Source organism: Aliivibrio sp. 1S128 (assembly GCF_001691065.1).
Lineage (GTDB): Bacteria > Pseudomonadota > Gammaproteobacteria > Enterobacterales > Vibrionaceae > Aliivibrio.
In genome coordinates this window covers 14,056-27,215 of sequence record NZ_MAJV01000101.1, presented here as the reverse complement: position 1 = coordinate 27,215, position 13,160 = coordinate 14,056, and the positions used below count along the sequence as shown (strand labels likewise).

At 39.8% G+C, this 13,160-nt stretch carries 15 protein-coding genes; all 15 read left to right on the top strand.

Annotated elements, in window-relative coordinates:
- Nucleotides 1–137: 137 nt before the first annotated feature.
- The 15 genes from A6E03_RS11410 to A6E03_RS11340 all read left to right on the top strand — a co-directional run bounded on the left by A6E03_RS11410 (nt 138) and on the right by A6E03_RS11340 (nt 13,096).
- Nucleotides 138–1,853 carry a proline--tRNA ligase gene (locus A6E03_RS11410; protein WP_065600896.1) on the top strand — a complete coding sequence of 572 codons (1,716 nt, stop codon included), beginning with the start codon at nt 138–140 and terminating at the stop codon, nt 1,851–1,853.
- A gap of 463 nt (nt 1,854–2,316) precedes the next feature.
- Complete coding sequence (locus tag A6E03_RS11405; protein ID WP_255310632.1) at nt 2,317–3,933, top strand: ABC transporter substrate-binding protein; 1,617 nt, start codon at nt 2,317–2,319, stop codon at nt 3,931–3,933.
- A gap of 71 nt (nt 3,934–4,004) precedes the next feature.
- Nucleotides 4,005–4,907: an ABC transporter permease gene (locus tag A6E03_RS11400; RefSeq protein WP_255310631.1), complete on the top strand. Its 903-nt coding sequence runs from the start codon at nt 4,005–4,007 to the stop codon at nt 4,905–4,907.
- Between the two features lie 18 nt (nt 4,908–4,925).
- Complete coding sequence (locus A6E03_RS11395; RefSeq protein ID WP_065600893.1) at nt 4,926–5,690, top strand: ABC transporter permease; 765 nt, start codon at nt 4,926–4,928, stop codon at nt 5,688–5,690.
- A gap of 8 nt (nt 5,691–5,698) precedes the next feature.
- Nucleotides 5,699–6,433 (top strand): ATP-binding cassette domain-containing protein, encoded by a 735-nt coding sequence (locus A6E03_RS11390; protein ID WP_065600892.1) that lies wholly within the window; start codon nt 5,699–5,701, stop codon nt 6,431–6,433.
- Between the two features lie 3 nt (nt 6,434–6,436).
- Nucleotides 6,437–7,024, top strand: a complete 588-nt coding sequence (locus A6E03_RS11385; protein WP_065600891.1) for an ATP-binding cassette domain-containing protein — start codon at nt 6,437–6,439, stop codon at nt 7,022–7,024.
- A gap of 371 nt (nt 7,025–7,395) precedes the next feature.
- Nucleotides 7,396–8,259: an urease accessory protein UreD gene (locus A6E03_RS11380; RefSeq protein ID WP_065600890.1), complete on the top strand. Its 864-nt coding sequence runs from the start codon at nt 7,396–7,398 to the stop codon at nt 8,257–8,259.
- A gap of 15 nt (nt 8,260–8,274) precedes the next feature.
- Complete coding sequence (locus A6E03_RS11375; protein ID WP_060993604.1) at nt 8,275–8,577, top strand: urease subunit gamma; 303 nt, start codon at nt 8,275–8,277, stop codon at nt 8,575–8,577.
- A gap of 10 nt (nt 8,578–8,587) precedes the next feature.
- Nucleotides 8,588–8,947, top strand: coding sequence for an urease subunit beta (locus tag A6E03_RS11370; protein ID WP_065600889.1), 360 nt, complete (start codon nt 8,588–8,590; stop codon nt 8,945–8,947).
- On the top strand, nt 8,948–10,651 hold the full coding sequence (ureC, locus tag A6E03_RS11365; RefSeq protein WP_065592072.1) for an urease subunit alpha: 1,704 nt from the start codon (nt 8,948–8,950) through the stop codon (nt 10,649–10,651).
- A 65-nt stretch (nt 10,652–10,716) separates the two neighbouring features.
- Nucleotides 10,717–11,205 carry an urease accessory protein UreE gene (gene ureE / locus A6E03_RS11360; protein WP_065592071.1) on the top strand — a complete coding sequence of 163 codons (489 nt, stop codon included), beginning with the start codon at nt 10,717–10,719 and terminating at the stop codon, nt 11,203–11,205.
- Between the two features lie 11 nt (nt 11,206–11,216).
- Nucleotides 11,217–11,882 (top strand): urease accessory protein UreF, encoded by a 666-nt coding sequence (locus tag A6E03_RS11355; protein ID WP_065592070.1) that lies wholly within the window; start codon nt 11,217–11,219, stop codon nt 11,880–11,882.
- 10 nt (nt 11,883–11,892) lie between these two features.
- Nucleotides 11,893–12,513, top strand: a complete 621-nt coding sequence (gene ureG, locus A6E03_RS11350) for an urease accessory protein UreG (protein ID WP_065592069.1) — start codon at nt 11,893–11,895, stop codon at nt 12,511–12,513.
- A 188-nt stretch (nt 12,514–12,701) separates the two neighbouring features.
- On the top strand, nt 12,702–12,908 hold the full coding sequence (locus A6E03_RS11345) for a YaeP family protein (RefSeq protein WP_065592068.1): 207 nt from the start codon (nt 12,702–12,704) through the stop codon (nt 12,906–12,908).
- The gene (locus A6E03_RS11340; RefSeq protein WP_065592067.1) at nt 12,908–13,096 is read left to right on the top strand and encodes a DUF4250 domain-containing protein; all 189 of its coding nucleotides are present in this window, start codon (nt 12,908–12,910) and stop codon (nt 13,094–13,096) included. The genes A6E03_RS11345 and A6E03_RS11340 overlap by 1 nt, the downstream gene beginning before the upstream one ends.
- The last annotated feature ends 64 nt before the right edge of the window (nt 13,097–13,160 follow it).

Below are 13,160 nucleotides of genomic sequence, written 5' to 3'. Positions count from 1 at the left end.
GCTGATATCATAGAGGGCTTAATTTTAGATTTGAATCCATTCTGATTAAAGAATTGGCACAGGCTAAAATTGACCTCTCGATTTAACTGTTTAAATCGAGGTATTCCAATATTCATAACTAACAAATGGATGAAAACATGCGCACTAGCAAATACCTTCTTTCAACACTGAAGGAGACTCCAAACGACGCAGAAGTAGTGAGCCACCAGCTCATGCTACGTGCAGGTATGATCCGCCGTCTAGCTTCAGGTTTATATACTTGGCTACCGACAGGTCTACGTGTATTGCGTAAAGTCGAAAATATCGTTCGTCAAGAGATCGACAATGCAGGTGCAATCGAAACGTTGATGCCCGTAGTTCAACCATTTGAGCTTTGGGAAGAGACAGGCCGTTCTGAAAAGATGGGTCCTGAACTTCTTCGCTTTACTGACCGTCATGTTCGTCCGTTTGTACTTAGCCCAACTGCTGAAGAAGTTATCACGAGCCTTGTTCGTAACGAAGTTAACTCTTACAAGCAGCTTCCACTAAACCTGTACCAAATCCAAACTAAATTCCGTGATGAACGTCGTCCACGCTTTGGCGTAATGCGTGCACGTGAATTCTGCATGATGGATGCGTACAGCTTTGACATCGATAAAGACGGTCTACAAAAGTCTTACGATGCAATGCACGATGCTTACTGTAGAGCATTCGACCGTATGGGTCTTGAGTACCGTCCAGTATTGGCTGACTCAGGCGCAATCGGCGGCAGTGGTTCTCAAGAGTTCCACGTACTTGCAGAAAGCGGCGAAGATTTGATCGCATTCTCAACAGGATCTGATTACGCAGCTAACATCGAAAAAGCAGAAGCTCTAGCACCAACAACTGAACGTGCAGCTCCTACTCAAGAGATGACAACGGTTGATACACCAAACGCAAAAACAATTGCAGAATTGGTTGAGCAACACGGTATCGCAATTGAAAAAACAGTGAAAACACTGTTTGTTAAAGCATCTGATGAAGTTGATGCTGATATCATTGCACTTATCATCCGTGGTGATCACGAGCTTAACGAAGTTAAAGCTGAAAACCTTTCACAAGTTTTATCTCCACTAGAGATGGCTGACGAAGCACAACTTCGTGACCTAATCGGCGCTGGTGCTGGTTCTCTTGGTCCTGTTGGCCTAGAACTCCCATTCATCGTTGACCGCTCTGTTGCTGTAATGAGTGACTTTGGTACAGGCGCAAACATCGACGGTAAGCACTTCTTTGGTGTGAACTGGGATCGTGATGTACAGCTTGGTCAAGTTGAAGATCTACGTAACGTTGTTGAAGGCGATCTAAGCCCATGTGGTCAAGGTACTCTACAACTGAAACGCGGTATCGAAGTTGGTCACATCTTCCAATTAGGCACAGCCTACTCAGAAGCAATGAACTGTGGCGTACTTGATGCTAACGGTAAAAACTCTATCCTTGAGATGGGTTGTTACGGTATCGGTGTTTCACGTGTTGTTGCATCAGCTATCGAGCAAAACAATGACGAATACGGCATTGTATGGCCAGAAGCGCTTGCACCATTTACGGTTGCTATCGTTCCAATGAACATGTACAAATCTGATCGCGTTAAAGAAGCGGCAGAAAAACTGTATGCAGAATTAACAGCGATGGGCATCGACGTTCTATTTGATGATCGTAAAGAGCGCCCAGGTGTTATGTTCAAAGACATCGAGCTTATCGGTATTCCACATACCGTTGTTATTGGCGACCGTAGCATGGACGAAGGTAACTTTGAATATAAGAACCGTCGTGCAAACAGCAAAGAAGTAATCGAAATTGCAAACATCGTTGAGCACATTAAAGCACAACTAAGCTAATTTCAGCTTCCATGAATAAACACAAAGCCAAGTCCTCTGACTTGGCTTTTTTATACCCGTAATAATATGATTTTTTGACTTATTTATTACTTGCTTACTTCTCACCTACTGATAGAATCCACGCCAATAAAATCAATGTCTTTATTACCGTTACTCTACGGCTTTGTGATTTTATCTACCTTAACGTTTTATACATTTTTTAGCTCTATCTTGATGCTATCTACTTATTTACCTATTTGTAGAACCATCAAATTCGATCTAATTTTACTTACCAGATAAGTCTATACATTTTAGCTTCAGTTATTTATGGCCCCATTATTGAGGTGCTTACTGCTGCATAAAACATAATAGCCCCGTAACTACTTCTGTGTAATGCCATTAGATCATGACTTAATTTCTAATGCAGATCGTAAATGCGTTCTTTCATTTACCAGTGCTCACTTTCTTTATATTGGAAAATGTTGTGAATTCATTATTTACATTAATAAAAAAATTTGAAATGCCCTTAATACCTGTTCGTTTTGTAATTATTACCTTACTAATCTTTATGACTTCTTTTGTCCCACAAGCATCTGCACATCAAAACAAACGACCTGACACTCTCAAGGTTGCATTGGGAAGTGAGCCAATGACAGGATTTGACCCTATTTTAGGTTGGGGAAAATACGGAAGTCCACTATTTCAATCGACGTTATTAAAAAGAGATAAAAGCTTAAATTTTATTGGCGATTTAGCGACAAAATGGCGCTTAACAAATAACAAGCTAACTTGGATTATCACCCTAAGACAAGATGTCCAATTTAGTGATGGAAAACCACTAACGGCAGATGATGTCGCCTTTACTTACAATCAAATTTTAGCCCAAAGTAGCACCCATGATCTAAGTGCATTAAAAATGGCTGAACCTTTAACGCCTTACTCTGTGGCTTTTCATTTAACCCATAGTGATATCACTTTCTTAGATCGTTTATCTTCTATTGGTATCGTTCCAAAACATCGATATAAACCACAGGATAACCATGGTATTCGTTATGGTGAACAGCCTATTGGTTCTGGTCCTTACGTCTTAACTAAGTGGAAAAAAAACCAATACGTAAGCATGAGCTTAAATCCACTTTATTATGATAAAGCCCCTAAATTTCGTAATATCATCGCCGTTTTTGGCAGTGAAGAATCGCGGTTTATTCAATTAAAAACACAACAACTTCATTTAAGTGTCGTTCCACAACGTTACGCTAGTCAAAAAATTGAAGGTTATAAATTATGGTCAGTACCCACTTTAGATAATCGCGGTATTGTTTGGCCAATGACTTATCAACAAGGCATTAATACGACCTATGTCACCTCAGATCCGGTGATTCGTGAAGTATTTGATTACTTAATTGATAAACAGTTAATTGTAGATAAGTTACTTGATGGTTATGCAACTCCTGCCTACTCTATCGCTGACAATATGCCTTGGGGATTAGAAACGACAGGCATTACGCCATTAAAAACCAATCTAATTCATGCGAATAGATTATTAAAAAACGCAGGATGGGCAGACAGTGATAATAACGGGATCATAGATAAACAAAATCATGAAGCCTCGTTTACTCTACTCTATAAAGCAGGTGACAGTGTTAGAGAACAACTTGCACTTACTATTAGTGCAATGGCGGCACAAGTCGGTATTAATGTCGATGTCAAAGGTCTTGAGTGGAATGCGATTGCTTTGCAGATGACAACAACTCCAGTACTTATGGGATTTGGTAGTCACTCTGCAAGTGAAGTAAGTTACGTTTATCATTCACGTTACGCCCACACTGATTTTTATAATTCTGGTGGTTATAAAAACAAGACCGTCGATATTGCAATTGATAATGCGCTTAAAGCCGCATCTTGGAAAGACTCCATACCTTTTTGGCAACAAGCACAAAAACAAATACAACAAGATCGTCCATGGACATGGTTAGTCAACATCCAACATCTGTATATGGCGAAAAGCTGTTTAGATTTAGGAAAACCAATTACAGAGCCTCATGATCATGGCTGGCCATTAACCGCAAACATTGAAGAGTGGCGTTGGAAGTGTCGATAAATACCCATCACTCCAATACCTTATTCATAAGTTTAACTCGACTTGTACTTCAGTTGTGCTTAGCGCTCATCATGATAACGCTGCTATTGACGTTATCTCCTATTGACCCAATAAGTGCGTATTTTGATGGTAATGCATTAGCAGTATTTGGAGAGAGAAAAACACAACTTATCGAGCAATTAGGATTAAACCAAACCGCATTAGATCGCATGATAGGTTTTGTTCATTCTCTATTTTCCGGCAACCTTGGTTACTCTTATCATTATCAAGAGCCCGTTAGTGACATCATTTGGCAACGCAGTCGATATTCAATAATACTGATGATGAGTGCAAGTGCCTTCTCTCTTATTTTTGGTTATACCTTAGGTTTTATTCTTGGCTTATTTCCAAATAAAAAGTGGAGCAAAATATTCTCTCATATTGCCTTAATGATGAATGCAATTCCTAACTTTTGGGTTGGGTTATTACTCATCACTATTTTTTCTATCAAATTAGTCTGGTTTCCTATTGGTGGTATCGCCCCTTTAGGTGTTGCTCCAGAAAGCTTATCTATTTATGAAAAAATACCTTACTTTACACTGCCTTTAATTACATTATGCTTCAGTTTAATGGCCCCTATTATCTTACATACTAAAGAGAAAGTAATTGCAGTCTGCCATAGCCAACATGTTCAATATGCACGCCTTCATGGCCAATCAACATTCTCTATTGTACGGTATCATTTATTAAGAAATACCATGATCCCAGCACTCGTAATTCAATTGGCAGGGTTCTCTGAATTACTCAGTGGATCTGTGATTATCGAAACTGTTTTTAATTTCCCAGGTATCGGACAAACACTCGTTAAAGCAGGGTTAAGTGGAGATACTCCATTACTTCTTGGGATCACATTTTGTTGTGCTATTTTCGTATTTGTTGGTAATGCTTTAGCGTCATTACTCAGCAAACGCCTCTCCTTATCGACTTCATTTTAATCTTAAAGACTATGTATCATGCTGAAAAAGCACCTTCCTTTAATCTTGTTTTGTTTTTTATTGCTTCTCTCTATATCTTGGCAAAAGAATGGCGAAACAATTGATTTATTTAATAAAAACATCATGCCTAATTCTGATTATTGGTTCGGCACCGATTGGTTAGGCAGAGATGTATTTAGTCGAACATTAAAAGCACTTTTATTCAGCCTTGCCATGGGGGGACTCGCCTCATTATGTTGCACATTACTTTCTACGTGTTTAGCGTTAATTGGAAACGTAAATTCAGCATGCAGTTATCTCATAAATACGCTTATTGATGTTTGGAGCGCGTTACCACATATTTTGGTGATGATAGTGCTATCCATTTTGGCTGGTGGTGGGTTTGAAGGGTTAGTAATCGCCATCACTTTCAGTCACTGGCCTAAATTAACTCGTTTACTCAAAGTTGAAATAGAACAGTTACGACATAAGCCTTATGTGCTGCATTCATTGGCTTTTGGTCACTCTACATTGCGCTGCTATATAACACATTTGACACCTCATCTACTCCCTCAGATCCTGACAGGGATGATTATTCTCTATCCTCAAGCCTTAGTTCATGGCGCTGGATTAACATTTTTAGGATTTGGAATTGAACCTTCAACGCCATCAATGGGCGGAATGCTCTCTGAAGCCAGTCAATATTTACTCAGCGGGCAGTGGTGGCTCGCTTTATTTCCAGGAATAGTTTTAGTCACCAGTTCATTATTATTGATGCTGATTGGCACCAGAGTGAGAAGGTAAAAATAGCAATGATCCAGATTATGTCGTTAACGATAAAACAAAACCGTCATTCTGCCCCTTTATTCTCAAACCTTTCTTTGTCTATTAATAAGAGAGAAGTTTTAGCTATCATCGGAGCCAGTGGCTGCGGAAAAAGTGCATTAATTAATGTCATTATGAATTCAATCCCCCCTGACTTTACGGTTACCGGAGAGATTATAATTCAACCAACAGCACGCCTTGCATTAGTGCCACAAAGTATCAATGCGTTAAACCCTACCGCAAAGATAGGCACTCAGTTAGCGCAATTTGAACCAAAGAGAAAATGGTACCAGCGCAAAAATAACACGGCGATTCATAATGCACTTATTTTGGCTCAGTTACCTCTTTCAGTGGCTAAATTATACCCTTATCAACTCTCCGGAGGGATGGCTAAGCGAGCCCTATCTGCATTAGCTTTTATTCAACAACCAGACGTAATAATTGCTGATGAACCCGGTTGTGGTATCAATGAAGAATACTTAGAACCGTTGTTTCAACACTATAAATATCTCGCCCATAAAGAGAACAAAGTCGTGATTATCGTCAGTCATGATATAAAACATATTCTTGATATAGCGGATAAAATAGTTGTTTTAAAAAATACAGATGATGGAGACCACATCTCCTCCATTGAATACACAACACCTGAAAAAATCAAACAAGGCAACAGTAACGCATACAGCCAAGCCCTATGGCACGCATTACCTAAACACTGGAATTAAAATATGATTTATTTAACTGATGCTACGGTTCGCTATCAAAAAGAACAACTATCGTTACCTAATATTAGACTAGAACAAGGTGATATTTTAGGCTTGAATGGGGTCAGTGGTTCAGGTAAATCAACGGTTGCAATGTTACTTTCAGGTTTTATATTTCCATCTTCTGGTCATGTCTGCACACCAAGCTATGATAATAAAAAAGCCAACCCTGTACAGTGGATAGGACAGCATCCCGAACTCTCATTTAACCCTAAATGGACAGTGTTAAAATCATTAAAAGAGAGTTTTCGTGAACAAGATTTTATCCCCTTATTGCATAATTTTAATCTCAAAGAAGAGTGGCTACCGCGCTACCCAAAAGAACTTTCAGGTGGGCAGTTGCAACGCCTTGCTTTACTACGAGCTCTTTTACCCACCACTCAATATTTATTATGCGATGAAATAACAGCCCAATTAGACCCAATAACACAACAATCTATTTGGGCTCAACTGCTTAAATTAAGCAAAGAAAGAAATATTGGTCTTTTAATCATTTCACATGAAAAAGCCCTACTCGAGTCCATTTGTGAAAAAATAATAACCTTAAGATAGACGCTTTATTTAAATGAATTTACAAAATAATTACATCTCTTTTCCACTTATATTTAACAATAAAAAAACCATTAAAAAGTTCTATTTTTTGACTACTTTTTTATTGCCAATTTTAAAATATAAGATTACTATCCAGATCGTAAACCGTTAAAAACCTTATCTAAAATTAATCTATTTTTACATATTCATGTACACATAAAATAAATTAATTTTACTGTAACGCTGGGGAGGTGAATTCACCCACATGCTTAGATTTAAGCCATTACAGTTTATTTAAAATACCTATTTCTCTAGTGTGTAAACTAGAGGTGTTTGCTATTTGTTTTCATTATTTCTTTTTAAGAAAATATGCCATATTGGCAGGATTAATTATGCCTGAAATAAATACATCAGCGTCAGGTTGGTTAGCAGACATATCTCTTTTCTATGAAAAAAGAGGTTCAAATACCAAGCTAGTTCATCGTGAACAAGTTGGCCCACTCATGGTTCAGCGTCCTTTTTATCCAGAAATCGGCATTGCGCATACTTATCTACTTCACCCTCCAGGTGGTGTCGTCGGTGGCGACCAACTCAATATTAATATTCACGTTGCACCAAAAGCGCATTCATTAATAACAACTCCTGGCGCAACCAAGTTTTATCGCAGCTCAGGGGCGACTTCAACTCAAACGCAACGCTTAAATGTTGATGATACCGGCTTCTTAGAATGGCTTCCCCAAGAAAATATTTTTTTCCCTAACTGCCAAGCTCATTTAAATACGCAAGTCGCGTTACATAAAAATTCGCATTTTATCGGCTGGGAAATGAATTGCTTTGGGCGTCCTGTCCTTAATGAGACGTTTGAAAAAGGCAGGGTTACGGGTCGAACCAACATTCAAGTCGAAGGCAAACTATTGCTTTCTGAATCTATGTATATCGACTCAATCAATGAGATAAAGCACGCCGCGGGAATGCGCGATTACCCAATGCTTGGCAACCTTTATATCTACCCTGCTTCTGAAACATTAGAAGATAAATTAAGAACACTGATTAATGAATATTTCCATGAACAAACTGGGTTATTTGGCAATAGCGATCCTATTTGTGGAATTACTCACATTGATGGCTTATTGGTTATCCGTTATTTAGGTTATCAAACAGAACCCATGATGGCGTGTTTTAGTACGCTATGGCAACACACTCGCCAACATTGGTTAGGAACATTACCCGAAGTCCCACGCATCTGGGCAACATAATTAGTTGGAATAGTAATGGAATTAACACCAAGAGAAAAAGACAAACTGCTGCTTGCTTCTGCGGGCATGATTGCTGAAAGACGTAAAGCGCGTGGATTAAAACTGAATTACCCTGAAGCCATCGCCTTAATTTGTTTTGAAATAATGGAAGGGGCTCGTGATGGACGAACCGTGGCTGATTTAATGAACTACGGCCGCACCATTTTAACGGCTGATGATGTTATGGAAGGTATTCCTGAAATGATCCCAGATGTTCAGGTTGAATGTACATTCCCCGACGGCACCAAGTTAGTATCAATTCACGATCCTATCGTTTAAGGAATTAAGGATGATCCCTGGAGAAATAAGAGTAAATGACGCTCTTGGTCAAATTGAATTAAATGTGGGCCGTAAGACATATAACTTATCTGTCGCAAATTATGGTGACCGTCCTATTCAGGTAGGTTCTCATTATCATTTCTACGAAGTGAATGAGGCTCTAAAATTTGATAGAGAACCAACCAAAGGCTTTCGTTTAAACATTCCTGCGGGTATGGCTATTCGTTTTGAGCCGGGCCAACGTCGCACTATTGAGCTCGTCGAATTTGCCGGTAAACGAGAAATATACGGTTTCCAAGGTTCCGTCATGGGCAAGATTGACGACATGATCAGCATTGATAACTCTACTGACGAAAAAGAGGCAAATTAAATGGCCCATATCTCTCGTACTGCTTATGCCAACATGTTTGGACCAACGACCGGTGACCGCGTTCGTTTGGCCGATACTGAGCTGTTTTTAGAAATAGAAAATGATTTTACGACCTACGGCGAAGAAATAAAATTCGGTGGCGGAAAAGTGATCCGTGATGGGATGGGTCAAAGCCAAGTGGTTAATAGCGAATGTGTTGATGTCGTTATTACTAACGCCTTAATTCTCGATCATTGGGGTATTGTAAAAGCAGACATTGGCATTAAAGACGGTCGTATCTTTGGGATTGGTAAAGCAGGTAACCCTGATGTTCAACCCAATGTGGATATCGTCGTTGGTCCTGCGACAGAAGTCGTTGCTGGTGAAGGTAAAATTATTACTGCTGGCGGTGTCGATACTCATATTCACTTTATCTGCCCTCAACAAGCAGAAGAAGGCTTAACCTCTGGCGTCACTACCTTCATCGGTGGTGGTACAGGCCCAGTAGCTGGTACAAATGCAACCACTGTAACACCTGGCATTTGGAATATGCATCGCATGCTAGAAGCGGTGGATGATTTACCTATCAATGTTGGCTTATTCGGCAAGGGCTGTGTAAGTAAACCCGATGCTTTGCGTGAACAAATTGAAGCGGGTGCTATTGGGTTAAAAATTCATGAAGACTGGGGCGCTACTCCTGCCGCGATTCATAACTGTTTAAATGTGGCTGATGAAATGGATATCCAAGTAGCCATCCATTCAGATACGTTAAACGAAGGCGGTTTTTACGAAGAAACCGTTAAAGCCATTGGTGATCGTGTTATTCACGTATTTCACACCGAAGGCGCTGGCGGCGGTCACGCACCAGACGTTATAAAATCGGTAGGTGAACCAAACATTCTGCCTGCATCAACCAACCCAACGATGCCATATACGATCAATACCGTAGATGAGCATTTAGATATGTTAATGGTATGCCACCACTTAGATCCTTCTATTCCTGAAGACGTGGCTTTTGCTGAATCACGTATTCGTCGTGAAACGATTGCAGCAGAAGACATTCTTCATGATCTTGGTGCTATCTCTGTGATGTCATCTGATTCACAAGCAATGGGCCGTGTGGGTGAAGTGATTATTCGTACTTGGCAGTGCGCTAATAAAATGAAGCTTCAACGTGGGATCTTAGAAGGTGACACAGAAGAAAGTGATAACAATCGCATCAAACGCTATGTTGCTAAATACACCATCAATCCAGCGATTGCTCATGGTATTTCGCATGAAGTAGGCTCTGTTGAAGTCGGTAAATTAGCCGATTTAGTCGTTTGGAACCCTGCGTTCTTTGGTGTAAAACCTGCGCTTGTTATGAAAAGTGGTTTAGTGGCTTACGCTCCGATGGGCGACATCAATGCCGCTATACCAACGCCACAACCTGTTCATTATCGCCCAATGTTCGCGTGTTATGGAAAAGCGAAATACAAAACATCAATGATCTTTATGTCGCAAGCAGGCATTAAAGCAGGCGTACCTGAGCGACTGAATTTACAAAGCCAAATTGGTGAAGTGAAAGGTTGTCGTAACATCTCGAAAAAATCGATGATTCATAATAGCTACACACCGCACATTGAATTAGACAGCCAAACTTACATCGTAAAAGCTGACGGGATCCCTCTTGTTTGCGAGCCAGCAACAGAGTTACCAATGGCACAACGTTATTTCTTATTTTAAATAACTTAAACCTAGCCTTACCAGTGTACTTATTTCTGGTGAGGCACTTTTTACAGTGAATAATCATGATTAAATTTACTCACCTTGTTCATCACCACCATGACCACCATCATGGCGAAGTTCATTCACACAACGCCGTCGAACTAACGTTATGTTTAACTATGTTAGAACGTACAAAAAGTCGTTTAAAAGTAACCCTTAGTGATGGTACTGATGCGGGTTTATTTTTACCACGCGGAACCGTACTAAAAGAGCATGACATAGTAGAAAGTGATGATGGCATTCAAGCCATCATTACCGCAGCAGCAGAAACTGTATCAACCGTTTATAGTGATGATTTATTATTACTAGCAAAAGCGTGCTACCACTTAGGCAACCGCCACGTCCCCCTTCAAGTTGAAGCTGGGTGGTGTCGTTATCTTCACGATCATGTACTTGATGACATGGTGCAACGTTTAGGGTTAAACGTAAAAGTAGAACAAGCCAAATATCAACCTGAACCAGGAGCCTATGGTGGTTCAAGTGCTGGCTCATACGATGGTCATCACCATTAAGCGAGGCCATAGTGTTAGAGGATCTACGACTCTATCAATTAATTAGCCCCTCTTTACCGGTAGGATCTTTCACCTATTCACAAGGATTAGAATGGGCGATTGAAAAAGGTTGGGTTAGTAACGTTACCGAGTTAAAGCATTGGTTAAGCAATCAATTAATGGACAGTATCGCTACATTAGAGCTGCCAGTTTTAGCGAAAGTAACCCAGTTGTTCAAAAATGAACAATGGCAAGAAGCTCAAGAATGGTGTGATTTTGTTATCGCCAATCGTGAGACAAAAGAATTACGACTTGAAGAAAGACAGAAAGGCTTAGCTTTCTCAATGTTATTACCAAAATTAGGTATTGAATTAAATTCAACCACCCAACCAATGGTAAAACAAACCCAAATTGCCGCTTTTGCACTCGCAGCGAATCACTGGCAACTATCTGAAAGAAAGTTAGCTGTCGCCTATGCTTGGGGATGGCTTGAAAATGCCACGATTGTTGGCATAAAACTGGTTCCACTAGGACAAAGTGCAGGACAACAACTGCTGTTAGAAATGGCAGACGTTATCTTAGAAGCAGTAGATAAATCAGAGCACTGGCCTGAACACCTCATTGGTAGCTTCACTCCAGCGCAAGTATTGGCAAGCTCTCGACACGAGAGCCAATACACTCGACTATTTAGATCATAAGAGTAAGTAAATGCAAGATTACAAACAACCTTTACGTATTGGTGTTGGCGGCCCTGTTGGCTCAGGTAAAACAGCACTATTAGAAATCCTGTGTAAAACACTGCGTGATACGTACCAAATTGCAGTAGTAACCAATGATATTTACACGCAAGAAGATGCAAAAATCCTAACTCAAGCAGAAGCATTAGCAGCAGACAGAATCATTGGTGTTGAAACTGGCGGTTGCCCTCACACTGCTATTCGTGAAGACGCATCAATGAACTTAGCTGCCGTTGAAGAATTAGCACAACGTCATAAAAATCTAGATATTGTTTTTATTGAAAGCGGCGGTGACAACCTAAGTGCTACATTCAGCCCTGAATTAGCGGATTTAACTATCTATGTCATTGACGTTGCTGAAGGTGAAAAAATACCACGTAAAGGCGGACCTGGCATTACTAAGTCAGATCTATTGATCATCAACAAAATCGACTTAGCCCCGTATGTTGGTGCTTCTCTTGAAGTGATGGAATCCGACACCGCTCGTATGCGCCCAACTCGACCATACGTATTTGCTAACTTGAAAAAAAGCGTTGGCTTAGAAAAGATCGTTGAATTCATTATTGAACGCGGTATGTTAAACGAAAATTAATAATCCTCGTTAACATAAATAACGTTCTCCTCGATAACTTAAAGCCTCGATACACACCATAACCGTGTGTATCGAGGCTTTGTTTTATCTAAATCAATGAATTAGTCATTTAAAACATTTGATGATTGGTAATCAAAATAGCTCAGTGTAAACTTCACAATAGTTATCATTTTAAGATGGAAAATATTATGAAAGTATATGATTGTTGTGACATGGTTCGTGAACTTTATTCACTTATTGGCAGTGGTGATCAAGGTTATATCCCTCAAGCGATTACGTGTGCCGTTAAATCATTAAACGATATTGCAGCAGACGAAGCCCTTCCAAAAGAAACTCGTGAAAGAGCCGCATTTGCCGCTGCAAACTTATTAATTTCTGATTTTGAGGATGAGTAATGACACCTGAAAAGATGGCTTCAATGGATCCTGTTATGCTCATGAGCATCGTTAACATGAAGATCCGCGATGAATTTGGTGATCTAGATAGCTATGTAAAATTCTATGAATTAGATAAAGAAACTCTAATCACAAAACTGGCTAATGCCGGTTTTGATTACTTAGTCGATGCTAAACAATTTAGATAACTATCTGATTACTTAAAAAATAAAAAAGGGCAGGACAATATCATTATTGTCCTGCCCTTGTATT